This window comes from Mesorhizobium sp. M1227, from assembly GCF_040318315.1.
Taxonomy (GTDB): Bacteria; Pseudomonadota; Alphaproteobacteria; order Rhizobiales; family Rhizobiaceae; genus Mesorhizobium.
In genome coordinates this window covers 243411-267305 of record NZ_JAMYLZ010000005.1, presented here as the reverse complement: position 1 = coordinate 267305, position 23895 = coordinate 243411, and the positions used below count along the sequence as shown (strand labels likewise).

Genomic DNA, 23895 nt, shown 5'->3' with positions numbered 1-23895 from the left:
TGGATTGCGACGCCTGTGCCCTGAAGCCCAGCTGTTGCCCGAAGGAGCCGGCGCGCAAGGTGCTGCGCTCGATCTATGAGGGCGCGCGCGACATGGCCCGCGACATCGCAAAGACAGACGCCTACCAGACCTCACGCTATCAGCGGAAGAAGGTGGAGATGCTGTTCGCGCACCTCAAGCGCATCCTGAAGCTCGATCGATTGCGATTGCGCGGCCCCTGTGGTGCCCGCGATGAGTTCCACCTTGCAGCCATCGCCCAGAACCTCAGGAAATTGGCCAAGATTTGCACCCTCGGAACAAACGTCCGAGCCACTTAAGGCGAGGAGGTCGCGTCGACCTTAATCAAGACGCTTCGGTGCGAGTGGATCCACGGCTTCATCGCCGACTTCTTCAACACTATCTACCGATAGTCGCCGAAACGAGCAAATCGTGGACCGTCGAAATTGGTGTTTGAAATCAAGAGCGCAAATTTCTGACGGATCGCAAGAGGGTTCTTCGTCATGCGCAAAGGATTTGCGATAGCCAAATCAGCGAGTTACCATAGCTATGAACCATCGAGTGGGAATGAGGGGGAGTCTTAGCGAGCTGCCGAGAGCAGAGTGGCGGAAGCGATAATACCCCGGCAGATGTAGGCGATTGTCCTTGCATGGTGGCCTCTAGTCCCTCAAGGCGACGAGAAGGGCCATTCTCGGCGTTGAAAAGCAATTGCTCTTTGAAGACTGTGGCGCGTACAGCTATTTCGAAATCCCATGATTGCTATGAGAAGCTTTGCCCGAGCACCGCGCCGCACGAATGATGACGCGCAGCGCAACCAAATTGGGGAGGATTCAAAATATTAGTATGCGATGTTTGATTGTCACGGCTCATCCACTCAATCCAAGCCTTTGCCAAACGCTTTCGAACGCAGCTATCGACACCCTGGTGGATGCGAAGCACCAGTGCCGACATGTTGATCTGTATCGATCTGGCTTCTTCCCGGCTCTTACACCGGCGGAGCGTGCGAGCTACTATTCCGGATTCGAGACCACAGAGGTAGCTAAAGAGATTGAGGATCTTCTCTGGGCCGAGACTATCGTCTTGATTTTTCCCACGTGGTGGTTCGGACCTCCAGCTATATTGAAGGGCTGGTTCGACAGGGTATGGGTGCCTGGTATTGCATACGATCACGCAGCCGATCTTGGTGCCATACAACCGCGACTTCGCCAGTTAAGGAAGGTGGTTGCAATAACAACTTTGGGCTCACCTTGGTGGGTCGATTGGCTGATCCTCAGGCGGCCAGTGCGGCGTGTTCTCAAGACAGCTATTCTGAATACCTGTGCTCCTCAAGCCTCGCTTACGTTCCTTTCATTTTACAAGGTTGAAAGTCTGCCTAGGCAAGGCGTCGATGCTGCGATAAATCGCATTAGATCAACGCTACAGCGTCTATAGCTAAGCCCCGTCACAATGCTCCTTTTCCTTGAAGGGCGCACGTAGAGCAATGCCCGTGGGGACAGCGCGGCTCGTGACCGCTGCCCTTATCGGTATGTACGCGCATCACCATCGGTAGATGGCAGCACCGCGGATATCTACCGTCACGACATGGCATTCCTGGGCGCAGCCGCCACCGGCATCATCAACGAGGTGCGCGGCATCAACCGCGTCGTCTATGACGTGACGAGCAAACCGCCAGGCACAATCGAGTGGGAGTGAGGGAAACGGCGATGATAGGCGGCTCTAGCGTAGAATTTCGCAGAAAATACAATGATTTGCGGGCAGGGCAGACTGCTAGCCAGGGCACCTTATCAATGGAATTGACAAACCTATCAAGTCGTTTGAAATCGTTAAGTTTATCGGAGCGCCTGGCGCGGCTCCCAGCTTGTAGCAGATCACTCTGACGGTACTTTTGACGGTACTTTTCGTATCCGACAGAGCATTCTAAAAAGTACCGTCATTCGTTTTTGGGATTTGACGGTACTTTTCTGTGCGTCAACGCTTTGAAATATAACGAAAATTGCCCGTAGCATGACATTTCTGCGCTGACGGTACTTTAGTTATCGACATACATAGTTTCAGCTTTGGCTGCGGTACCGATCGATGTTCCGGACCCGATAGCATATGGTCGGATGGCACCGTCGCATCACCTATCAAATGTTGTCCCGACTGCTGCCGGATCTGCGATGGAGAGAAGCGTCGACCGCATCCAGGCGGGAGCTTGGACCGCGGTAGATGCGAGCGTCTTTTTATCGTTGGGAGAAAGATGAGGTGCCGCGATCTGTGCAAGCTCGGCCGCGCGCGCCGGCCCAATATGACGAAGCGCCTGGATACGGTCCCGGCCAAGCTGCCCGGAGCAATCAAATGCTTATCCGCCCGCGTGGTCGTTGCCACCGTGCGCGGCGATGAACATGGCGACGGCCGACCGGCAATAGGATTCGATTTCGTTGTCGTCTTCTGCTCTCGCCTGATCGAAGCGTGCGATAATCAGGAGATCGGATCCTTTGAAAAGCGCGGCAAACAAGCGGGCGGACCGGAGAGGATCGGGCACGTTCAGAACCGCCTTCGCGTGCAGCTGGCGCAACAGGGCCTCGATTTGGGCGATGACATGGGCGGGGCCGGCTTCGTAATGGAGCTTGCTTAACGACTTTTGATTCGTCTTGTCGGCCATGACCATGGCTTCGACACTGCGGACGTCTGATCTCAACAGCGTACGAAGCAGTGATGATCCCACCGCCATGAGCTGATCGTCGACCGAACCGTCGACGCCTTCAAGAAGGGCCTGTGGTGCAAACAACTGATGGCAGCCGGCCGCGATGGCCGCGCTGAACAGCGCCTCCTTGTTCTCGAAGTGCCGATAGATGCTGAGCTTGGATATCTTCGCCCGCTGGGCGACCTTGTCCAATGTCGTCGCTTGAAAACCCAATTCCACAAAGAGTTCGCAAGCGGCGTCGAGTATCGTTTGGCCAAGCGCCTCGTTGGCGGGCCGGCCGCGCCGGCCCTGGCTGTTTTCGGTCACGACAATTCCAGTCCTTGACAGTATCCTAATTCTTGAATTACGATACCATGTAGTTTCCGAAATGTGCAAGCTAGCGGGTGGATTTCAACCTGTCCTCCAAATCAAGTTTCCCCGGGCCGCCCGGCGATATCGAATGCGGCATTGTCCGGCCGGCCAACACAGTGATGGGCGACTTTCTCGCCGATGCCGAAGCCCTGCTCGCTGCCCGTCTCGAGCGCGTATCGCTGGACGATATTTCGCGCCAGGCCCAGCCCACTCCCCTCCATCAACAACACGGAGCCCATCACCATGGATGACGTCATCATCATCGGCGGCAGCTTTGCCGGTCTCGCCGGCGCCCTGCAGCTCGGCCGTGCCCGCCGCAAGGTCACAGTTCTCGATACCGGCCTGCCGCGCAATCGCTTCGCCGGCCACTCGCATGGCCTGCTCGGTCACGATCACAAGCCACCGCTGGACATCCTGGCCGAGGCGCGGCAGCAGCTGGCGCGTTATCCCACGATCAGGCTGGTCAGTGCCCGGGCCGGCAGCGTCTCCGGCGCCATCGACGATTTCTCCGTCCTCACTGGCGATGGCGAAAGCCTTGGGGCGCGGCGCCTGATCCTGAGCTATGGCGTCGCCGACCAGATGCCTGATGTTCCGGGCTTTGCCGAAAGCTGGGGCACGTCCATCGTACCCTGCCCCTATTGCGACGGCTTTGAAGCCGCCGGCCAGCATTGGGGCCTCGTCTGGTCCGGCCCGCAGTCGCACAATTATGTCAGGCTGTACCACGATTGGACCGACACGTTGACGCTCTTCGCCGATGGTCACGACATTCCACCCGATATCCGGGCCGATCTGGCGCGCCGCAACATACCTGTCGTCGATGGCCGGATCACCGAGATCGCCCATCACGGGGGCCATATCGCCACCGTCAATCTCGATACCGGCCGCAATGTCGCGGTCGACATCCTGTTCGCCCATCCGCGCAACAAGCCGTCCGCAAGCCTGCATGAATCACTGGGCCTCGCCACGGTCGATACGCCCCTCGGCATCGCCCTCAAGGTCGACGAGCGCCGCGAAACTAGCATTCCCGGCATCTACGCCGCCGGCGACCTCGCCAACCCCCTCATGGCCTCGGTCACCCTGGCAACATCGCATGGCGCGACGGCGGGTATCTCCGCCCAGCAGTCGATGCTGGTTTGAGAGCACAGATTCCCTTCTCCGGTTGCCGCGGGCTATCATATTCTGAAGGTTGCGGGCCGGTGCCACGGAACGCGGGGCCCCTCTCCCCTGAGGGACGTCTTTGGCCGGTCAGCCGTCTCGAAGGGGCAGTTGAGCAAAACGATTCCTAGGCTCAGGCCGGTCCGCAAACGGTCCCAAAAAGACCCACAGGCTTTCCACAGGTTATTCAACCTCCCCCGGCCCCCTCCGGGAAGAAGTTCAGCAAGTGGAGGGCGCGACATTGCACCTTGAACCGTGCTGTCGCGTCCTCGGAGCGGGTGGGTCTTGAGGTGTCCAGTTTATGCTGCCGGGAGTGTCCAGTTTGCACTGCCAGCGGTATCCAGTTCACCTACAAACGGAGAGGGATGGCGCTTGGATGACGCTGCCGCGGCGGGTCGCGTTGTGGCGCGCTGTGCTATGAAAGTTAGTGACGGTACTTTCTTGGTTCGCTGTGAAACCCACCTGAGTTGCCCAAAGTGGGTCGGGAAAGGCGATCGACTTCGATAGATGCCAAAACCGCACAAAAAATTTTCGTGCTATTTTTCCATTTGAAATCAAGACTGTAACGTTTTGACGGCCCATGGGTCGGCTTCTTGCGCGGCAACGAATAAAAAACCTAGCTATATCAATGGCCTAACTAGATTTAGAACAATCGAGTGGGAATGAGCTCAAATTCGGTCCGACGGACGTTAGGGTGTCGGGTGGGTTGTGATCAGGCGGGGAACGTACGTCACTCTGATCGCGTCCTCGCCAACCCGGTCGCTGGCCACGAGACGCAGCGTTGAAGTGGCGATGGAGCGCCTCGCCCGGCATCGGCAGCCCGGGCCCGCCCTCGGCGCCAGCGACATAGCCGTCGAGCGACTGCATCATTCCGAACACAAGCTTCGCCATGCACAGGCTCCTATCGATCGACGACGATCCGAAGGGATCGCATTCATTTATACCTCGCCCTTACTTCGTCGGTTCGTTGGCTGCACACATTCTCTGACCTGTTCACGTTGGCCGGTAAATCTGCGCCACCGCGGCCCCCGGAAAGGCTTTCGAGCTCACCAGCTTGAGAGACATCGGCGCGGCGAGTTCGGAGAACAGCGGCAGGCCTTTGCCCAGCGCCACGGGGCCACCATCAGGGCGAGCTGGTCGACCAGTCCTTGGGCGACGAGACTGCGGGCGAAGCTCACTCCGCCGTGGGCGATGATCGGCTTGCCCTCTTGGGCTTTCAACTTGGCGACTTCCTCCGCCAAGTCACCGCTCGCCACATAGGCCTCCGCCCAACTTTCACCACCGGGCTGCAATTTCGCCGGCTGGTTGCGGCTGAGGCAACAGCCGGTGCACGCCGACTGATTTGATTTCCCAAGACCGGATACGGGTCTTTCCGTAACGGCGCCCATCAGCTTATCGATTTTTCTCGGCCTGGTTCTCCTTTCGTCGCACCGAGGCGGGTAAGCAGATTGAGCGTGATCCTGCCGACATCGTTCATGGCGCCTGCGGCTGGCAGCGCGCCGCACCAGGCAACCGAGCTTGCGGAAAAGATCAAGCCGCCTGCTGCGAGCTTTCGCAGGGTCATTTCGGCGCAGCGGCGGGCGATGCGTTGCTTATCCCCGCCCTCATACCAGCGCGTCGGATCCTGGAAGAAGCTGTCGGGAAATCCCGTCGCCCGCGCGATCACGACGGTGTCAGCGGAAGTGCCGAGGGCTGGATACGTCGCATCCACTTCGTAGCCCGCGGCACCGCCCAGCACCATGCCGTCGGTGCCGAAGGTCGCATTTTCAACGCCTTCGAACAGCCATGCGCATCCTGCTTCATGGCTTTCCTCAGTGCGCGTGAAGGGGCGTGCGCCATCGAAACCCATCAATGAGATTGCACCGCCGATCAGCGAGAATTCGCCTCGGCCGCGGCAGCGGAGATAGCCGCCTGGTTCGTTGGTGATCGACAGCGCCTGTTCGGCGACAGGGCCGTCCCAGGTGCGGCCGGCCTCCAGCGGCGAGCGCCGCAACTCCATCAGGTCGTCCTTGAAAGCCACAGTGGCAGCAAAGCCGTTTCCGCCGAGATAGGCGATGCTGCCGCCTTCGGCTACAAACTGCCGCAGCGCCTGCTCCATCTCGATCGACATATATTCGGGATGACTGCCGGTGACGACGGCTTGATGTCGACGCAAACCGTCTATGCCGCATTCGTGCAAATCGTGATCGGTCATGACGTCAAACACGATTCCATTGTCGTGGCAGAATCGGAGGAAATGCAGATCGACCGGCAAATTGTGTGGGCAGCCGCAGAGCGGATAATCGTAATCGTCCCTGAGCGTCACTTTCGGCTTTTTGTAGGAGCAGATGGAAACACCGCTAAGGTCGGAATGGTAGTCGTAAAGGGATTTCAGATTGTTGGCGATCGCGAAGCGATGTCCCCGGTCGTCGCCTTTCCATTCATAAAGATGATCCGGGAGATATTCGTCCGCATAAGCGAGATAGGTGGCCGTCGGCACGAGATACAACAGCGGCGACGAAACCTGTGAAGAGGTGACGAAGAACACCACGCGTTCGTAGCCACCCTCCCATTCGGCCTGGAACGCGTAGACGCCTGGGTGTGCGTTTTCGGGGATCGTCACGCGGTGCGAGACCGGCCACTCAAGCGGGCCGATGTCGTCGTCGTGGCAATGGATAGCGTCGTAGTGCGACGGCACCAAGCGAGGCTCGAAGCTCGATCCGTCCCAGCGTGCCGAAGTCACGCAGAAGGCTGGCTGATTGATCACGTCGAGGAGCAACGGATCTGCTCCGCCCGACGTCAGGATCGCCTGCGTTGGTAACAGCGTCGGGAAATCCCAGGCAACAGTCCCCTGTGGGGTGTCGAGCCGGATCGCAGCAAATTTCGCGTTGAGGGTAGGTTCGTGGTTGGTGGCGCTTGCGCCGAAATGGATGTCGTGCGCCTGGAGGGTCCGCTCAGGGCCGGCAAAACCTTCATGGAGTTCGTAAGGCGCGAGACGGTCATGGGATTTGATGCGCAGGCGCAACTGCTCCTGCCGCAGGTCCAACTCGACAGTGAGCCACACACCAGTTGGCGCCTTCTTCTCGACAAGGGTTTCGCCGCCGATTTCCACGACAAATGCGCCGTCGCGGAGGCGCAGCCCGAGGGCGCCTGCTTCCAGGATCGTGCGCGCACCTTCGTTGCGCGTGAGGAACAGCTCGAAACGTATGTCGTGGACGGCTTGTACTTTGGCCAGTTCGCCGGCTCGCACGAACAGGAACGACCCTTGGTCGAAATGCCGACGCCGTGCTTCACCTACCGTTTCGATGGGCCAGGCGAGAAATTCCGGAACCGGCTTGTCGAGCCGGCAAATTCGTGTGGCCTTTATCGGCCGGTCGCATGACAGGCTGAGGGTGATCCGCTGGCCTGCTTTGGCACTCCAGGGGGTTGTATAGCCGACCACGCTCATCGCGTCGTGGTTTACTGCGCGCTTCATCTATCCCTCCCGATGAACTCCAGATGGGCTGGGGCGAACCGCGTAGACCGGTCCGATGTCGGCCAATGCGCTGCCGCTCTGACAAGCAGAGTTCCGCATGGCGCACTACGGCCATGATGTACATGCTTGTATAGATAAGCTGCATTCGGATAGTCTCGACGCGATCGGTCCAAGCGCGACATTACCAAGGACGATGACATGCGCAACGCATCTCTCTTCGATCTGTCAGGCAGGAAGGCGCTTGTAACCGGCGCAAGCCGTGGCATCGGGCGCAGCATCGCCGAGGCGCTCAGCGCGGCCGGCGCCGACGTCGCGGTCACAGCGCGCAGCGTGGCCTCGCTCGAGAAGACGATGGCCGCCATCCGCACCGCCGGCGGGGTCGCGCATGCCATCGCCCTGGATGTCACCGATGTCGACCGCTGCCGGGCGGCGACAGCCGAGGCCGGCAGCCTGCTCGGAGGTCTCGATATTCTCGTCAACAATGCGGGGGTGGAAGAGGTCCGGCCTTCACTCGATGTCGACGAGGCCTTGTGGGACCGGATTGTCGATACGAATCTCAAAGGCGCCTTCTTCTGCGCCCAAGCCGCCGCGCGGCAGATGAGAGACGCCGGACGGCCCGGCGTCATTATCAATCTCTGCTCGCTGACCTCCGAGGTTGGGGTTCCCACGGCGGTGCCGTACGGCTCGTCGAAATCAGGCCTCCTCGGCATGACGCGGGCGCTTGCTGCAGAGTGGGCCGATCTCGGGATCCGGGTCAACGCCATTGCGCCTGGCTATTTCAGAACAGCGATGACAGACGTGTTCTACAGCAACGAGGCGTGGCAGCAATCGATGCTCGCCAAGATTCCGCAGCGCCGTTTTGGTGATCTCTCGGACCTGCACGGAATCGCGGTGTTCCTCGCTTCGGATGCGGCAGCCTACATAACCGGCCAGTCCATTCCCGTGGATGGAGGCTTTCTCGCATCGATTTGAAGGCTTCAGGGGCCGGAGACGTGTCCCAGAAGTGATCGACAAGCGCTAATCGTAATTGCGTTCTAACAAAAGGAGCCGCCATGTCTGACGTCAGCTTCCACCGCCTGTCATCCCTCAGCGTCGATCAGCGGGCCAGTTTACTGAAACGCGCCGAAGGAGATCTGTCTTCCTTCATCGAAAAGGTCCGTCCAATCATTCAGGCCGTCAAGGATGAAGGTGACGCGGCACTGCTCCGGTTTGCACGCGAACTCGACAAAGCCGATGTTGCCGACGGTGGACTGAAAGTTTCGGAAGCGGAGTTCGACGCGGCATTCGACAAGGTCGAAAAGGATGTCGTGGAGAGTATCCGGTTCGGCATTGAGAACATCCGGCATTTCCACGAGGAGCAGCGCCCGGAAACGATGTGGCTCAAGGAAGTTCGGCCGGGCGCCTATGCGGGCGACCGATACACACCGATTGCTTCCGTTGCGCTTTATGTGCCGCGCGGCAAAGGCGCCTTTCCCTCGGTGACGATGATGACTTCGGTTCCGGCGGTGATTGCCGGGGTTCCCCAGATCGCGATCGTGACGCCTGCGACTTCGGATGGTTCCGTCGACGCCGCGACGCTGGTTGCTGCCCGCATCGCCGGCGTGGAGACCGTGTACAAGTGCGGCGGCGCCCATGCGGTCGCCGCCGTCGCCTATGGGACCGAGACCGTGAAGCCTGCCGTCAAGATCGTCGGGCCGGGGAGCCCCTGGGTGGTGGCGGCAAAGAGCGTGTTGTCCCCGATCATCAACACAGGTCTCCCCGCCGGTCCTTCCGAAGCGATCATTTTTGCCGATCACAGCGTCGACGGCGGCCTGGCTGCTCTTGACCTGTTGATCGAGGCCGAGCACGGGCCGGATTCCTCGGCCTACCTGGTGACGCACAGCCGCAAGGTCGCCGAAGCCGCATTGATTGCGATACCGGAACATTGGTCCCGGATGAGCGAACAGCGTGTGGAGTTCTCGCGCGCGGTGCTGACTGGAAGGCGCGGCGGCATCGTGCTGACCGAGTCGCTGGAGGACAGCTACCGCTTCATCAACGATTATGCGCCGGAGCATCTCGAGATTCTGTCAACGGAGCCATTTGCGCATCTCGGACGTATCACGGAAGCTGCCGAGATCCTCATGGGTCCGCATACGCCGGTGACCCTCGCCAACTTCGTCCTGGGACCCAATGCGGTGCTGCCGACCAGCCGGTGGGCGCGAACCTTTGGACCGCTTTCCGTGACGGATTTCGTCAAGAGATCGTCGGTCGGCTATGTGACCTCGGCGGCCTATCCGGAACTCGCCCTGCATGCCCGCAGGCTCGCCCGCTACGAAGGATTCAGCTCGCATGAGAACGCGGTTTCGGAGATCCGCGATCGCTATCTCGCCGGCTGAGCGGAAACGATGACGATGAGGGCGGCGCGGCTCCATGGACCCGGCGACCTGCGCGTCGAGGATATCGCCGCGCCAGGCGCTCCCGAGCCAGGCTGGGTGAAGCTGAGGGTCGATGCCGCAGGCATTTGCGGTTCCGATCTCCACAACTTCCGCACGGGCCAATGGATAAGCCGATCGCCTTCCACGGCCGGCCATGAGCTGACAGGCACGGTGATTGCCATCGGCGAGGGCGTGGATACCGTCGGTGTTGGCGACCGAGTGGTCGCCGATTCCCGTTTCTGGTGCGGAGAATGCGCGCAATGCCATGCAGGCAAGCGGCATCTTTGCACGTCGCTGGGCTTTGTCGGCGAGATATGCGACGGCGGATTTGCCGAACAGGCGGTCCTGCCCGCACGCCTCCTGCACATCGTCAATGCCGTGCTTGACGAACGGGTCGCGGCGATGGCCGAGCCGCTGGCTGTAGCGTTGCACGCAGTGCGGCGTCTGCCGAAAACGGCCGGTTCCGTTCTTGTCGTCGGCTGCGGGACCATTGGCGGGCTTGCCGCACTGCTGCTTTCCCGGACATTCGCAGGTACCGTGCTCGTCGCCGACCGCAATCAGGGCCGCTGCGCCCGCGTGGCGCGGGTCACCGGCGCCAGCATCGTCGATTTGAACCGGAACGCCATCGCCGCCGCCACCGCGGATGCCCCCTTGCTCGCTGCCGTCGAAGCGACCGGCAGCATCGCAGCACTCGGCCAGTTGCTCGGCGTTCTCGACGCCGGCGGCACCGTTGCGATGGTCGGCATATTCCACGGCCGCCTCGATATCGATCCCAACATCCTGGTTGAACGCGAAATCGCATTGCTGGGATGCCACGCCTTTGCCGATGAGCTTCCCGACGCCATCCGGATGCTCGGCGAATTGACCGAGCCCATGGTCGAACTGATCGACCGGGAGATCGGCCTGGATGATGTTCCCGCAGCCTATAAGCGGTTGTTGGCGGGACAGGGCGATGGCTTGAAAACAATCATCCGGATGCGGTCTGCCGGGCGCGTGTGATTTCCGAACCTTGCCGGAAAGGATTTTTGTAATGATCACTTTGCCCGACACCGCCAGCCCTCTTTACGAGAAGGTCAAGGACTACATCCTGACGAATATCGGAACGGGGCGATGGAGCAAGGACCGCAAGCTGCCGTCCGAAAATGAATTCGTGGCGACACTCGGCGTGTCTCGGATGACGGTCCATCGTGCCTTGCGGGAGTTGACCTCTGCGGGTTTTCTGATCCGGCTCCAGGGCGTCGGCACATTCATCGCGCCGCCTCGACCGCAATCCGCACTGATCGAGATCAACAACATCGCGGCGGAAATTGTCGCGCGGGGAAACAGGCATCGCTCTGAGGTTATCGTCCTCGAAAAGATCACGCCGACAAAGGAGCTCGCGCTTTCGTTTGAGTTTGCAAAGCGCGTGTCGGTCTATCATTCCATCGTCGTCAACTTCGAGAACGACCTGCCTGTGCAACTGGAAGAGCGCTTCGTCAACCCGGGCCTGATACCCGACTATGACAAGCAGGATTTTTCCAAGACAGCGACCTACGACTACCTCATGCAGAAAACCCCCGTGACGGAGGTCGAGCACATCATCTCGGCGACCCCTGCCGATGCCGAGACGGCGCGGTATCTGGGCATCGACGTCGGCAGCTGCTGCCTGTTTCTGCATCGCCGGACATGGACGGGCGCCGTCGTTGCCACGATCAGCAAGCTGACTTACGTTGGCAGCCGCTACTCGCTTGGCAGTCGATATTCTCCATCCAAAAAAACCTGATCGCAGTGAAGCGAATCAGAGTCGGAAGGAGGGGGGCTAACTTGTATATGCATGTATGTATTTAGCCTTGACATCCGCTGTTGCTGACGTTGAAGTGTCGTCGCACTTTCGTTGAACGGACAGCTAAGATGCCGAGGCACGGTGCCGCAAGAGCAGAAGCCCGCATTCTCACCAGGCCGGATGTTTGGTTCAAAAAAGCGGCCTGATCATCAAGGGGAACAAGATGATGCGTAACCTAGCAGGACAATTTCGGGCACTCGTTATGGCTGCTGCCGTCGGGTTTGCCCCGGCGGTCTACGCGGCCGACACGACAATTCCGGCGACGCCTGAGGCAGGAACATTCAAGATAGGCATCGAGCCATGGCTTGGCTACGGCCAGTGGCACGTCGCCGAAGCCAAGGGTCTGTTCAAGGCAAACGGGCTGTCCGACGTGCAGATCGTGAACTTCGCCGAGGACAAGGACATCAACGCCGCCCTGGCGAGCGGCCAGCTCGATGCCGCCAACATCGCGACCCACACGGCTATGGGCATGGTTGCGGCCGGCCTGCCGGTGAAGATCGTGCTTCTGCTCGACGTCAGCATGACGGCGGACGCCATGATCGCCGGCAAGGACATCGCCTCCGTCGCCGACCTCAAGGGCAAACAGGTGGCTTTCGAGGAAGGCACGACGAGCGACATCCTGCTCAAATACGCGCTCGCCAAGAACGGCATGTCCATCGCCGATGTCCAGCCGGTTCCAATGCCGGCGGCGGATGCCGGCAGTGCGTTGATCGCCGGCCAGGTCCCGGTCGCGGTTACCTATGAGCCCTATCTCACCGCGGCCAGGGCACAGAACAAGGACGTCAAGCTGCTCTTCACCGCAGGCGAAGATCCCGGCCTGATCAGTGACGTGTTGGTGGTGCGCGATGAGGTGATCAAGTCGCGTCCCGGCCAGGTGCTTGCCATGATCAAAACCTGGGATGCGGCCCTGAAGGCTTACAATGCCGACACGCCCGACGGCCGGGCGATCATCTCCAAGGCGGTTGGTTCGAGCGTCGAAGACCTCAACACCGCCTTTGATGGCGTGCGTTACTATACTCTCGCCGAAAACAAGGATGCGCTGACGGGCGAATTTTCCACCAAGACATTCGCCGATGTCGAGGCAGCCGCCAAGAACGCCGGGCTGCTTCAGGCGGACGTGACGCCGGAGCAGATGATCGACCCGTCATTCGTCAAGGCCGCGAAATGACGAGGGCCGGCTCGCGGTGGTGACGCAAATGTCCGAGCAGCGTGCGACCAAGCCAAGCCCGTCTCACGCAGCGCCGGGGCAGGTGATCAAACAGCCGATGCGCCGTCGCCGAACCTCCGGGATCGGCGCGCCCATCGCACGCTCGCGCTTCCTGATGATAGCAGTGGCGGTTTTTGCCGGCCTTGGCCTCGCCTGGTGGGCGGCAACGGGGTTGGGGCTGGTAAAGCCGATTTTCCTGCCCTCGCCGGGGAGCGTGGTGACCCAGCTCGGCAAGCTCTCGGGTGACGGCACGCTGTGGCTGGATCTCAGGACCTCAATATACCGTATTTCTGTTGGCTTCCTCATCGCCTCGGCATTGGCGATTCCGATTGGCGTGCTGATCGGCAGCTTCAGGACTTGGGAAGCGGCGATCGAGCCGCTTGTGGATTTCATCCGCTACATGCCGGTGGTCGCTTTCGTGCCCCTCTCCATCCTGTGGTCGGGGACCGGCGATGCCCAGAAGTTCCTGATCATCTTCATCGGCACCTTCTTCCAGCAGGTGCTGATGATCATGGACAATGTGAAGCGGGTTCCCGCTGATTTCATCGGCCTTGGCAGGACGCTCGGCCTGCCGGATCGCAGGATCCTGACGCGCATCGTGGTTCCCAGCGCCTTGCCAGGCATCTGGGATACGTTGCGCATCAGTCTCGGCTGGGCATGGACCTGGCTGGTGTTGGCGGAACTTGTCGCGGCGACATCAGGGCTCGGCTACCGCATCACCGTGTCCCAGCGTTATTTCCAGACAAACACCATCATCGGCTACATCTTGCTGCTGGGCGTGCTTGGCCTCATCACCGACCAGGTCATGAAGGCACTGGGAAAAGTGCTGTTCCGGCAGGAGGGCCACGTGCAATGAGGCCGGGCCGATGAGTTTGCCCAAATTGCGGATCGAGGGTCTCCACAAGAGCTTCGGCACGGGCGCGCGGCGCACGGAAGTGCTGCGCGATATCAATCTCGATCTTGCCGACAACGAGTTCGTCTCGCTGGTGGGCACGTCGGGTTGCGGCAAGAGCACTCTGCTGTCGATCGTTGCCGGACTGCAGGATTTCGACGCGGGAGATCTTGCCATCGATGGCGCGCCGATCCTGCAGCCGGGCCTCGACCGCGGCGTCGTCTTCCAGTCCTACACCCTGCTTCCCTGGCTGACGGCGCAGCAGAACATCGAGTTCGCCCTCAAGGCCGCGGGTCATGATCGCGCGACCTGCCGCAGGATAGCACGCGAGCATCTCGATCTGGTCAAGCTCCCTCACAGCGCCAATCGTTATCCGTCTGAGCTTTCGGGCGGCATGAAGCAACGGGTGGCCATAGCGCGTGCTCTTTCCTATCGACCCAAAATGCTTCTGATGGACGAGCCCTTTGGCGCGCTCGATGCCTTGACCAGGCATCAGATGCAGGAACTCCTGACGCAGATCTGGGAGGAGCACAGGCTCACCGTGCTCTTCGTCACCCATGATGTGGAAGAAGCCGTCTACCTGTCGGACCGCATCGTCGTGATGGGGATCGGCCCAGGACGCATCATGCAGACCTTCAATGTCGACATCGAGCGCCCGCGCCGGGAAGAGGTCATGGAAACCCCGGCCTTCATGGATTTGCAGCGCAGCGTGCACAAGGCGATCCGCGAGGCCTCAAAACGTCCCGAAATGGTTTAGGCGGGCCACTCAATTACTTACAATCGGCGACCAGCGTTGCGCCCAATCTCGATATCGCGCCATCGCGATTCCTGACCAGGGGAGCCGCGATCGGCGGCTTCTCCTCAACCTCGAAAAAAATTTGCAGGACAATGTCGATTTCCTAAACTCCGTTCGTCGTTTCGATGCCGGGCCGGTGAGTCCGGCTCAACAAGGAGACAGACGATGCGTGTGATGGTGCTCGTGAAGGCTACCGAGGACAGCGAAAAGGGCTTTGTCCCCACGCCCGAGGCGAAGGAGGCGATGGAGGCGATGGGCAGGTTTAACGACGAGCTGCGCAATGCCGGCATCTTGCTCGACGCCGATGGCCTCAAGCCCTCCTCGCAGGGCAAGCGCGTTGCCTTCGATGGCCCCCGCCGGACGGTCATCGACGGCCCTTTCGCCGAGACCCGCGAACTGGTCGCCGGCTTTTGGCTCTGGGAAGTCAAGGACATGGACGAGGCGGTCGCCTGGGTGAAGCGCTGCCCCAATCCCATGCCGGGACCGAGCGAGATTGAAATCCGGCCGCTGTACGAGATGGCTGATTGGCAATGGGAATCTGACGCCGGAGGTCACGGAAATCCATGACCGGACGCGCGAGAAGCTCAGCGGCAACTGAACCTGTCGGCCGCAACCTGCTTTGCCTTCGTTATGGCTTTGGCCGATAAGGCAGCATGACGGCAGGCGAGACGCAGCAGGCGATCGAGGCGATTTTTCGCATTGAACGGGCCCGGCTCATCGCGGGCCTGGCCCGCCTCGTGCGCAATGTCGATCTTGCAGAGGAACTGGTGCAGGACGCCCTCGTCATAGCCCTATCCGAATGGTCCAGGACCGGCGTTCCGGCCAATCCTGGCGCTTGGCTGATGACAGTCGCCAAACACCGCGCCATCGATGCGATCCGTCGCGACAAGATGCGCGAGCGCAAGCATGAGGAGATCGCGCGGGAGCTGGACGGCGAGTGCGACGGTACGGCCGAGGGAAACGAAATGGCCATGAACAACGATCTTGGCGACGAACTGCTGGGCCTCATCTTCACAGCCTGCCACCCCATACTTTCGGCCGACGCCCGCGCGGCCCTCACGCTGCGTGTCATCGGCGGCCTGACGACGGACGAGATCGCCCGTGCTTTCCTGTCGAGCGAGGTGACGATCGCCCAGCGCATCGTCCGCGCAAAGCGGACGATCGGAAAGGCCAGGCTCAGCTTCGAGGTGCCGCGCGGCGCCGAGCGTGCAGCGCGTCTGTCCTCGGTGCTGGAGGTCATCTATCTCATCTTCAATGAAGGCTATGCCGCCACGGCAGGCGACGACCTTGTCCGGCCGAGCCTGTGCCTGGAGGCACAACGGCTCGGCCGCATGCTGGCGGGGTTGATGGCCGAGGATGCCGAGGTGTTCGGCCTGCTGGCTCTGATGGAAATCCAGGCATCGCGCCTGCCGGCACGCATCGGGCCGGACGGCGCCCTCTTGACCCTGACCGAGCAAAACCGCGCGCGCTGGGACCAGCTGCTGATCCGCCGAGGCCTTGACGCGCTGGCCCGTGCCGAAGCCCTCGGGGGCGATGGCCCCTATGTGTTGCAGGCCGCGCTTGCAGCCTGTCACGCGCGGGCGCGCAGTCCGGCCGACACCGACTGGCCCCGCATCGCAGCGCTCTACGACCGGCTGCGTGCAGTGATGCCCTCGCCGGTGGTCGATCTCAATCGAGCGGTCGCCCACAGCATGGCCTTCGGGCCCGAAGCGGGCCTGCGGCTGGTAGACGAGATTGCCGACGCCGCCGCCTTGCGCAATTATGCGCCATTGCCGGCGGCGAGAGGCGATTTTCTGTTTCGGGCCGGCCGGCTGGCCGAGGCCCGCGCCGAATTCGAGGCTGCGGCCAAGCTCACCCGCAACGTGCGCGAAGCGGCCTTTCTCCTCGCCCGCGCAGACGCTTGTGGTTGACAGCATCGCTCTCCGTGCCCGACGCGCCGCTCGGCAACATCGAAAGCCGCCAGTTCGCTCCCGGCCAGCCCCCTTCAATGAGCGTGATCAGCTCGCAACGCGAAAGGGATTAACGATGCGCAAGCCTTCGTCGAGCGCCATTCCGTGCTGCATGTCCTCTGACCAGAGTGTATCGCAGCCAGCGTGAACCGCCGCGGAGGCGATCATCGCTTCATAGGTGGAAAGGCCGTACCGCTCGGCGAGCCTCAATCCTGTTTCGTGGGTCTCGTGCGTGAGCGGATGAACCGTCAACAGGCCGCGCAGCGTGGTCAGCAGCGCATGCGTGTCGTCCCATGACATTTGCATCTTCCGACGCGCGACATTGGTGAGTTCATTGAGAACCTGCACGCTGATCGCCCCGCCATCGGCGATGACCGCCTCGGCCCGATCCGCCTTCGCCGTGTCGTCTGACGCGATATAAAGAAGGACATTGGTATCGAAAAAACTAGCGGGCATTTGCCTCGTCCCGATCGAATTTGAAGTCAGCGGGAAGCCGACCGCGGAAGGCGCGGAGACGCTTCAGCAACTCCTCACGCCCGGGCTTCCGCGCGACGCCAAGCTGGCGGGCGTCAGCGACATGGATTTCGATCTCATCGCCTTCCCTGAGTTCAAGCGCTTCGACCACAGCGGCGGGAAGGCGGACCGCAAGACCGTTTCCCCATCTGGCGACCTGCATGCCACTTCCTCTCTTAGATATACGCTGGGAGAAATGTATATCCACAAGTCGTCAAGGGTCAAGAATTGCAGCCAATAGTGTGTTCATTTTGGAGGAGAGGGCCTCGATCATGCCATCAACTGCGTCGGCACGCCGAGAATCGGTCCTGCCTCGGCGAGCCGCTGGTCGAGGGTCCACACCGTGGCGCCATGCTCCGATGCCGTCGCGAGGTGCAGGGCGTCGCCAGCACGAAGCCCGAGGATATGCTGATCGGCGAATTTCGCGGCGACCCGAAAATGCCCGCCCGTCACCGGCAGCACGGTGAAGCTCTCAGCGACAAGCTTATTGAACATCGCGAGCGCTGCCGCGCGTTGATCCAGGTCGATCTGTCCGGTCCGAAGCTTGACCGCCATGGCGGAGGACATCTCGGTGATGGTCCAGTCGCTGATCACAAGTTGCGCAGGGTCCTGCTCCGCCAGCCAGCCCTGAACGCGCGCGGTCACGGCTTCGTTGGATAGCGCCGCGATGATCAGCGAAGTATCGAGATAGGACGTCAATAGCGATCGCCATCTCGCATCGATCGCACCAGATCGGTGGCAGCCTGAGCCTGCAGAGACATGGTTGCGGTCAGGGATTGGAGCAGGACGGCGTCGATCCGTTTGCGAGGGCGGGCCACGGCCGTGAGCCTGGCGACCGGCTTGCCACGCCGGGTTATGTCGATCGAGTCTCCAGCTTCAACCCGGTCGACGAGCTCACTCAGATGTGCCTTGGCGTCCGCCAGATTGACTGCATCCATGTCACGCTCCTGACCATGTAGATGGTCATGTAGCGCATAACGCGTGACAATTCCAGTGCAGAGCACGGCGAATAAGCAACTGGCTGCGTGAGCGAAGCAGGTGACCTGCAACGAGAATTATGCCGCTTCCCGCTTGACTCACACATATCCCGGCGGTTATACATCGATCAATAGCCGAAGAGTTATCGATCCCAATGCCAAACGCTCACGATGTACTCTTCAGAACGCTTGCCGATCCGACTCGGCGCGCTATTTTTGAGCGGCTGTGTCGCGAAGGAGAGCAGACGGTCGGGGCTCTGACGGCTCAGGCCGGAATTTCGCAACCGGCCGTGTCAAAACATCTCGGCGTTTTGAGGCAGGCCGGGCTCGTGCGCGACCGCCATGCAGGGCGACAGACCCATTATAGCGCGCAGCTTGCTGCGCTTGCCTCCCTGATCGACTGGACAAGCCAGATGACTGGGTTCTGGCAGAGCCGGTTCGACGACCTCGAAGACCTGCTCAAAAGGATGGACCAGTGAACCGAACGTCGACCGAAACGCTCTCCGTCGTTGTCGAACGGGAAATCGCTTATCCGCCCGAGAAGATCTGGCGCGCGCTCACGCAACCACACTTGATCGAGGAGTGGCTCATGAAAAATGACTTCAAACCTGTCGCGGACCACCGTTTCAATCTTCACGCAGACTGGGGCGCTGTCGAATGTCAGGTGCAGACGGTCGAGCCGAACAGAACACTGACTTACACGTGGGATACCAAGGATCTCAAGAGTGTCGTCTCCTGGACCCTCACCCCCACGAGCACCGGAGCCCGCTTGCGCATGGAACAGTCGGGCTTCCGGCCGGATCAGCAGCCTTACTTCCGGGGTGCCAAAGTCGGCTGGCCGAGGTTCTTTGACGATCTGGAGCAGGTTCTGGCGCGGACGGACTGAGATCCGCTGGGCTATCCAGGCAAGGGCTCTGTTACAGAGCGACATCACGAGGCGATAATGGAGGCAAGCCAATGAAGATCAAGTTGGCCAAAGTATACGTGGACGACCAGGAAAAGGCACTGGGCTTTTACACCGAAACGCTCGGCTTTACCAAGAAGGCCGATTTCAGCAATGGGCCGTTTCGCTGGCTGACCGTCGCATCACCCGACGAGCCGGACAGTACCGAGCTGCAACTCGCGCTCAATGACAACCCCGCTGCAAAGACCTACCAGCAAGCCATTTTCCAGCAGGGCCAGCCCGCGGTCATGTTCTTCACCGATAACGTCAAGGGCGACTACGAGCGCATCAAAGCGCGCGGCGCCGAGTTCACGATGCCGCCGACCGAAGTAACCGGCTCGACCATCGCCCAGCTGAACGACAACTGCGGCAATCTCGTTCAAATCACCCAACTGGCGCGCTGGTAAAGCATGCGTTCAGTGGCGTGGCTGCCCGGCGGGAGTCGCCAAACGGGCTGCCCGATCCGCTTCGGTTCGTCTTCAGAGGAGGTCTCAATGGATTGGAACAAATGGGTTCGGCAGATCCACCGCTGGCTGTCGATCATCTTTGCGGCGGTCGTCGCCGCCATCTTCATCAGCCTGGGAGTAGGCAAGGAACCCGCCTACTGGGTATACCTCTTGCCGCTGTTTCCACTCTGCTTGCTCCTGCTTACCGGACTGTACATGTTCGTGCTGCCTTACGCTCCCAAGTGGCGCAACGCAGGGGGCACCGGCGCATTGGAGTGACCGCATGGCCAACAAGACGTCCATCAAGTCAGCGGCGGTCGCGAAGAAGCCCGCCCCCAAGCCTGCAGCCGCCAAGCCGGTCCTCCTCGCAGGCGGCAACCCGCAGATCCCGAAGGGTGATGGTGACGCTCCTGTGCAGGCCTACATCGCGGCCATGCCGGGCTGGAAACGCGACGTCGGCCGCCGCCTCGACGCACTCATCGAGCGCAACGTTCCCAACCTGCGCAAGGCCGTCAAATGGAACTCGCCCTTCTATGGCGTAGAGGGTCAAGGCTGGTTCCTCAACTTCCATTGCTTCACAAAGTACATCAAGCTGGCTTTCTTCCGCGGCACGTCGCTGCATCCTTTCCCTCCAGGCGAGTCCAAGCACAAGGACGTGCGCTACCTCGACATCCGCGAGGACGACCAGCTCGACGAAGCTCAACTCACCGACTGGGTAAAGCAAGCCAGCCAGTTGCCTGGCGAGCGAATGTGAGTGGAATGCCAGTCATTCCCGCAAATCCGGTGCCGACTAGCGGTATTCATGTGACGGGCGAGCGGCAACAACCCTAGGGAAAGCGACAATGGTGATGAAGAGTGGCTCTATGGAAGGAAATGCAGAGAGCTCCCCCTCGCAGCTGATAGATGCGAGGATCAGTGAGCTGGGCGATTGGCGAGGCAAGACGCTTTCCCATGTCCGCGCTCTCGTCAAGCAGGCTGACCCGGAAGTGGTCGAGGAGTGGAAGTGGCGAGGCGTTCCGGTGTGGTCGCACGCCGGAATAATCTGCACCGGCGAGACCTACAAGAACGTCGTGAAGGTGACCTTCGCAAAGGGCGCCGCCCTGCAGGATCCTTCAGGCCTGTTCAACTCCAGCCTCGAAGGCAACACCAGGCGCGCCATCGATATCCGTGAGGGCGAAGACATAGATGAGAATGCGTTCAAGGCGCTGATACGCGCTGCTGCCGCCCTGAACACGGCCCGATAGTCAGCTCCGGCCGATATGGTCGGCTAGCGGGCCGAGAGCGGCGAGCAAAGCTTCGCCGGTGGCTTGCGTCGCGTTCTCATGCGGCGCGCGCAGGTTCAGCCAGCGTCTGTCGCCGGACCGTACCGCCAGCACTGCCTTCATCGCGGAGATGAGGCCGGCGTCCTGGATGATTTTGCGGAACGCCTTGATGGCGGCATCCGCGTCAGTAATGTCCTCTCCCGCCAGCGCTGCGTCGTAGAGGGCCCGGATCGCTGCGGCATTCAGATTGACCGTCGCCGAGATGCAGCCCGCAGCACCGTTGGCGAGGCCTTTCGTCAGCTGTGCTTCCGAACTCGGGAACACCGCGACCCCTGGAGCTGCCGCAATGACCGCCGCGGTGTTGTTCCAATCGCCGGCGCTGTCCTTGTAAGCCACCACGACATCCGGAAACGCTTGGCTCAAGCGGGCGGTCAGCGCCGGGCTCACCGGTACGCCGGAATTCTGCGGGATGTGGTAGAGGATCATCCTCATCGCCGGGTTCGCCACCCGTTCGATCAGCTCGCCATAGTAGCGGGCCTGTCCGTTGTCGCCGGCGGCCGTATAGAAGAACGACGGCAGCACCATCACCCCGGCACAGCCGAGCCCGACGGCATGCGCCGTCAGCTCGACGGTCTCGGCAAGTGCTGTGACACCGGTGCCGGGCATCAGATGGCTTGGCGAAATGCCGGCCTCGACCAGCCACTCCAGCGCTTGCATGCGCTCGCGCAACGAGACGGACAACGCCTCGCCCGTGGTGCCGAACGGCGACAGGAAATGCGCTCCCTGATCCAGCACCCACTTGGCGTGTGATATCCAGAGGTCGCGGGCAATGCGGCCGTCGTTTTCGAACGGCGTCAGGATCGGTGCGATGGTTCCTTGTGGGCGGATCATGTGCGTCCTTCTACGGGTGAAAATCTGTGCTGTGCTCAAAGCCGGGCATCAGAAATGTCGAGCAAGCTACATGAGGCAGTGTTGCTGAGTACCGGCCGTTCGACCTCGAAATCAAGCCGCTCGCGCATAGGCGCGCGATTGTGATCGGGCGGCGGTTCTGAGGCTCTCGAGGTATATCCTTGTCACGGGATAACCTCGTCCGGCCGAAAGGGGGGTGACAAACGAGTTCTGCTGTTTCATCAATGCCGCCTTTTGAGGAGAAGCCCATGCGCAGCATCGGCGTCGGCATTATCGGCTGCGGCAACATTTCGGATGCCTATCTGAAGGCATCGCCACAATTCCCGGTGCTCGACATTGTCGGCGTCGCCGACGTCAACCGGACGGCGGCCGAGGCCAAGGCAGCGACCTACGCCCTGGCTGCCATGCCGGTCGACGCGCTGTTGGCCGATCCGCGCGTCGAGATCGTGCTCAACCTGACGACGCCGCAGCATCATGTGCCGGTCGGCCTGCAGGCTGTCGGGCAAGGCAAGCACGTCTATTCCGAGAAGCCGCTGGCAACGACGCTCAGCGACGCCGAGCGGCTGGTCGCGGCCGCGCGCGAAAAGGGCGTGCGCGTCGGCTGTGCACCCGACACCTTTCTTGGCGGCTCCCACCAAACGGCGCGGCGGCTGGTCGATAAGGATACGGTCGGGACCATTGTCGCCGGCTCTGCCTTCATGCAGGTGCCCGGCCACGAGCTCTGGCATCCCAATCCGGATTTCTACTATCAGCCCGGCGGCGGGCCGATGCTCGACATGGGACCGTACTACCTGACCTGCCTGGTCAATCTCCTGGGTCCGGTAAAATCCGTGACCGGGCAGGCGAAGTCATCCTACGCCACCCGCACCATCGGTTCTGGACCGCGCCAGGGCGAGACCATCCGGGTCGAGGTGCCGACCCATATTTCCGGCCTGCTCGCATTCGAGAATGGCGCCGCGGTCTCGATCACCACCAGCTTCGACGTCTGGAAGCATGAACACAATCACATCGAACTTTACGGAACCACGGGCTCGATGATCGTCTCCGATCCCAACCAGTTCCAGGGCGACATCAGGACCAGCCAGTGCAAGGGCGACTGGACGGTGGCCGATCAGATCCATTCCTATGGCGACGGCAATTACCGGGGCCTCGGCCTTGCCGACATGGCGCAGGCGATCGTCTCGGGCAGGCAACACCGCGCCAGTCTCGATCTTTCCCTCCATGTCCTGGAAATCATGGAATCGATCATCTCTTCAGCAGAGATAGGCCAGCGTATCGACCTGAGATATGGCTGCGCCCGGCCGGCGCCGATGCAGGCCGACCTGCCTTTCGGAATTCTGGAATAGGGAATAATGCGATGAGCAAGACGGCACTGATTTTCTGGGGCGGCTGGGAAGGTCACACCCCGGCCCGGAGCGCCGAAATCGTCAAGGAGATGCTGGCCGGCAACGGCTTCGACGTGCAGCTGGAGCAGGGGACTTCGGCGCTTGCCGATCCGCAGCTGGGCATGCTCGATCTCATTGTCCCGGTGATCACCATGTCGACGATCGAAAAGCCGGAGCTGCAAAACCTGACCAGCGCCGTCAGGGCCGGCACCGGCCTTGCGGGCTTTCACGGCACCATGTGCGACAGCTTCCGCAACGAGCCGGAATACCAGTTCATGACCGGCGGCCAGTGGGTCGCCCATCCCGGCAACATCATCGACTATCACGTCGACATCACCAGGCCAGACGATCCGGTCATGCAGGGCATCGACGGCTTCGCCTACCGTTCAGAGCAGTATTACATGCATGTCGATCCGACCAACGAGGTGCTGGCGACGACTACTTTCACCGGCGAGCATCTCGATTTCATCGCCGGCGTCGTCATGCCGGTCGTCTGGAAGCGCCGCTACGGCAAGGGCCGCGTCTTCTACAGCGCGCTCGGCCACACCGCCGACGAGTTCGCCGTGCCGCAAATGCGCACGATGTTCGAACGCGGCGCGATTTGGGCCAGCCGAAACTCGGACCTTGCATAGCCGTTCAATCTGAACGCCACGTACCGTTGTAATCTCTCATAGGGGGCGGCCCGAACGCAGACACAGGCACTGGGCTGCGGCAAGCAATTGACTGCCATGGTAGTA

The 23895-nt window shown here is 61.1% G+C and carries 29 protein-coding genes and 1 pseudogene; 22 read left to right on the top strand and 8 right to left on the bottom strand.

What is annotated here, in order from left to right; all coding sequences use genetic code 11:
- From NKH28_RS10375 to NKH28_RS34445, 3 genes and pseudogenes are all read left to right on the top strand, one after another.
- On the top strand, window positions 1-317 hold a 317-nt coding region (locus NKH28_RS10375), incomplete at its 5' end, for a transposase (protein ID WP_352978735.1).
- Between the two features lie 475 nt (window positions 318-792).
- The gene (locus NKH28_RS10370) at window positions 793-1428 is read left to right on the top strand and encodes an NAD(P)H-dependent oxidoreductase (protein ID WP_352971165.1); all 636 of its coding nucleotides are present in this window, start codon (window positions 793-795) and stop codon (window positions 1426-1428) included.
- 96 nt (window positions 1429-1524) lie between these two features.
- Window positions 1525-1689, top strand: a pseudogene (locus NKH28_RS34445) (GMP synthase (glutamine-hydrolyzing)); the annotation flags it as partial.
- A gap of 649 nt (window positions 1690-2338) precedes the next feature.
- Here the strand turns inward: NKH28_RS34445 and NKH28_RS10355 are convergent.
- Window positions 2339-2989 carry a TetR/AcrR family transcriptional regulator gene (locus tag NKH28_RS10355; RefSeq protein ID WP_352542048.1) on the bottom strand — a complete coding sequence of 217 codons (651 nt, stop codon included), beginning with the start codon at window positions 2987-2989 and terminating at the stop codon, window positions 2339-2341.
- A 77-nt stretch (window positions 2990-3066) separates the two neighbouring features.
- Between NKH28_RS10355 and NKH28_RS10350 the strand changes: the two genes are divergently transcribed.
- Together NKH28_RS10350 and NKH28_RS10345 are read left to right on the top strand one after the other, a co-directional pair.
- Window positions 3067-3285 carry a hypothetical protein gene (locus NKH28_RS10350; RefSeq protein WP_352772010.1) on the top strand — a complete coding sequence of 73 codons (219 nt, stop codon included), beginning with the start codon at window positions 3067-3069 and terminating at the stop codon, window positions 3283-3285.
- Entirely contained in the window at window positions 3278-4171 is an 894-nt protein-coding gene (locus NKH28_RS10345) for an NAD(P)/FAD-dependent oxidoreductase (protein WP_352542046.1), read from the top strand. Before NKH28_RS10350 ends, NKH28_RS10345 begins: the two co-directional genes overlap by 8 nt.
- Before the next feature lie 1064 nt (window positions 4172-5235).
- Here the strand turns inward: NKH28_RS10345 and NKH28_RS10340 are convergent.
- Both NKH28_RS10340 and NKH28_RS10335 read right to left on the bottom strand, forming a co-directional pair.
- Complete coding sequence (locus NKH28_RS10340; protein WP_352680904.1) at window positions 5236-5577, bottom strand: dihydrofolate reductase family protein; 342 nt, start codon at window positions 5575-5577, stop codon at window positions 5236-5238.
- A complete protein-coding gene (locus NKH28_RS10335; RefSeq protein WP_352542045.1) occupies window positions 5577-7643 on the bottom strand; it encodes a N,N-dimethylformamidase beta subunit family domain-containing protein in 2067 nt (688 codons plus the stop codon). Before NKH28_RS10335 ends, NKH28_RS10340 begins: the two co-directional genes overlap by 1 nt.
- A 198-nt stretch (window positions 7644-7841) precedes the next feature.
- Between NKH28_RS10335 and NKH28_RS10330 the strand changes: the two genes are divergently transcribed.
- From NKH28_RS10330 to NKH28_RS10290, 9 genes are all read left to right on the top strand, one after another.
- The gene (locus NKH28_RS10330) at window positions 7842-8615 is read left to right on the top strand and encodes an SDR family NAD(P)-dependent oxidoreductase (RefSeq protein WP_352451001.1); all 774 of its coding nucleotides are present in this window, start codon (window positions 7842-7844) and stop codon (window positions 8613-8615) included.
- A gap of 80 nt (window positions 8616-8695) precedes the next feature.
- Window positions 8696-10018 (top strand): histidinol dehydrogenase, encoded by a 1323-nt coding sequence (gene hisD, locus NKH28_RS10325; RefSeq protein WP_352542044.1) that lies wholly within the window; start codon window positions 8696-8698, stop codon window positions 10016-10018.
- Window positions 10019-10033: 15 nt separating this feature from the next.
- Window positions 10034-11056: a zinc-dependent alcohol dehydrogenase gene (locus NKH28_RS10320; protein WP_352542053.1), complete on the top strand. Its 1023-nt coding sequence runs from the start codon at window positions 10034-10036 to the stop codon at window positions 11054-11056.
- A gap of 31 nt (window positions 11057-11087) precedes the next feature.
- Window positions 11088-11819, top strand: coding sequence for a histidine utilization transcriptional repressor HutC (hutC, locus tag NKH28_RS10315; RefSeq protein ID WP_352502138.1), 732 nt, complete (start codon window positions 11088-11090; stop codon window positions 11817-11819).
- A gap of 226 nt (window positions 11820-12045) precedes the next feature.
- A complete protein-coding gene (locus NKH28_RS10310) occupies window positions 12046-13047 on the top strand; it encodes an ABC transporter substrate-binding protein (RefSeq protein WP_502893732.1) in 1002 nt (333 codons plus the stop codon).
- A 97-nt stretch (window positions 13048-13144) separates the two neighbouring features.
- Window positions 13145-13942 (top strand): ABC transporter permease, encoded by a 798-nt coding sequence (locus tag NKH28_RS10305; protein ID WP_502906617.1) that lies wholly within the window; start codon window positions 13145-13147, stop codon window positions 13940-13942.
- Between the two features lie 10 nt (window positions 13943-13952).
- The gene (locus NKH28_RS10300) at window positions 13953-14735 is read left to right on the top strand and encodes an ABC transporter ATP-binding protein (RefSeq protein ID WP_352451005.1); all 783 of its coding nucleotides are present in this window, start codon (window positions 13953-13955) and stop codon (window positions 14733-14735) included.
- 204 nt (window positions 14736-14939) lie between these two features.
- Window positions 14940-15341 (top strand): YciI family protein, encoded by a 402-nt coding sequence (locus NKH28_RS10295; protein WP_051406115.1) that lies wholly within the window; start codon window positions 14940-14942, stop codon window positions 15339-15341.
- A gap of 86 nt (window positions 15342-15427) precedes the next feature.
- Window positions 15428-16684 carry an RNA polymerase sigma factor gene (locus NKH28_RS10290; RefSeq protein WP_352473445.1) on the top strand — a complete coding sequence of 419 codons (1257 nt, stop codon included), beginning with the start codon at window positions 15428-15430 and terminating at the stop codon, window positions 16682-16684.
- 87 nt (window positions 16685-16771) lie between these two features.
- Here the strand turns inward: NKH28_RS10290 and NKH28_RS10285 are convergent, their stop codons facing one another.
- The 4 genes from NKH28_RS10285 to NKH28_RS10270 all read right to left on the bottom strand — a co-directional run bounded on the left by NKH28_RS10285 (window position 16772) and on the right by NKH28_RS10270 (window position 18174).
- Window positions 16772-17179: a PIN domain-containing protein gene (locus NKH28_RS10285; RefSeq protein ID WP_352502141.1), complete on the bottom strand. Its 408-nt coding sequence runs from the start codon at window positions 17177-17179 to the stop codon at window positions 16772-16774.
- Entirely contained in the window at window positions 17169-17399 is a 231-nt protein-coding gene (locus NKH28_RS10280; protein WP_352978731.1) for an AbrB/MazE/SpoVT family DNA-binding domain-containing protein, read from the bottom strand. Before NKH28_RS10280 ends, NKH28_RS10285 begins: the two co-directional genes overlap by 11 nt.
- Window positions 17400-17506: 107 nt before the next feature.
- The gene (locus NKH28_RS10275; RefSeq protein ID WP_352612047.1) at window positions 17507-17935 is read right to left on the bottom strand and encodes a type II toxin-antitoxin system VapC family toxin; all 429 of its coding nucleotides are present in this window, start codon (window positions 17933-17935) and stop codon (window positions 17507-17509) included.
- Window positions 17932-18174, bottom strand: a complete 243-nt coding sequence (locus NKH28_RS10270; protein WP_352502143.1) for a type II toxin-antitoxin system Phd/YefM family antitoxin — start codon at window positions 18172-18174, stop codon at window positions 17932-17934. Before NKH28_RS10270 ends, NKH28_RS10275 begins: the two co-directional genes overlap by 4 nt.
- A 194-nt stretch (window positions 18175-18368) precedes the next feature.
- Here NKH28_RS10270 and NKH28_RS10265 point away from each other — a divergent pair, with 194 nt between their 5' ends.
- From NKH28_RS10265 to NKH28_RS10240, 6 genes are all read left to right on the top strand, one after another.
- Entirely contained in the window at window positions 18369-18692 is a 324-nt protein-coding gene (locus tag NKH28_RS10265) for an ArsR/SmtB family transcription factor (protein WP_352978729.1), read from the top strand.
- Complete coding sequence (locus NKH28_RS10260; RefSeq protein ID WP_352473443.1) at window positions 18689-19099, top strand: SRPBCC family protein; 411 nt, start codon at window positions 18689-18691, stop codon at window positions 19097-19099. Before NKH28_RS10265 ends, NKH28_RS10260 begins: the two co-directional genes overlap by 4 nt.
- A gap of 71 nt (window positions 19100-19170) precedes the next feature.
- Window positions 19171-19563: a VOC family protein gene (locus NKH28_RS10255; protein ID WP_352978727.1), complete on the top strand. Its 393-nt coding sequence runs from the start codon at window positions 19171-19173 to the stop codon at window positions 19561-19563.
- Between the two features lie 87 nt (window positions 19564-19650).
- On the top strand, window positions 19651-19881 hold the full coding sequence (locus tag NKH28_RS10250) for a hypothetical protein (protein ID WP_352612050.1): 231 nt from the start codon (window positions 19651-19653) through the stop codon (window positions 19879-19881).
- A 4-nt stretch (window positions 19882-19885) separates the two neighbouring features.
- Entirely contained in the window at window positions 19886-20356 is a 471-nt protein-coding gene (locus NKH28_RS10245; protein WP_352978725.1) for a DUF1801 domain-containing protein, read from the top strand.
- A gap of 109 nt (window positions 20357-20465) precedes the next feature.
- Window positions 20466-20846, top strand: a complete 381-nt coding sequence (locus tag NKH28_RS10240; RefSeq protein WP_352612052.1) for a DUF1801 domain-containing protein — start codon at window positions 20466-20468, stop codon at window positions 20844-20846.
- On the opposite strand, the gene NKH28_RS10235 is transcribed toward NKH28_RS10240, so the two are convergent.
- Window positions 20847-21755: a dihydrodipicolinate synthase family protein gene (locus tag NKH28_RS10235; RefSeq protein WP_352978723.1), complete on the bottom strand. Its 909-nt coding sequence runs from the start codon at window positions 21753-21755 to the stop codon at window positions 20847-20849.
- A gap of 266 nt (window positions 21756-22021) precedes the next feature.
- Here NKH28_RS10235 and NKH28_RS10230 point away from each other — a divergent pair, with 266 nt between their 5' ends.
- A complete protein-coding gene (locus NKH28_RS10230; protein WP_352473437.1) occupies window positions 22022-23119 on the top strand; it encodes a Gfo/Idh/MocA family protein in 1098 nt (365 codons plus the stop codon).
- An 11-nt stretch (window positions 23120-23130) separates the two neighbouring features.
- Window positions 23131-23790, top strand: a complete 660-nt coding sequence (locus NKH28_RS10225; RefSeq protein WP_352473436.1) for a ThuA domain-containing protein — start codon at window positions 23131-23133, stop codon at window positions 23788-23790.
- Window positions 23791-23895 lie beyond the last annotated feature (105 nt).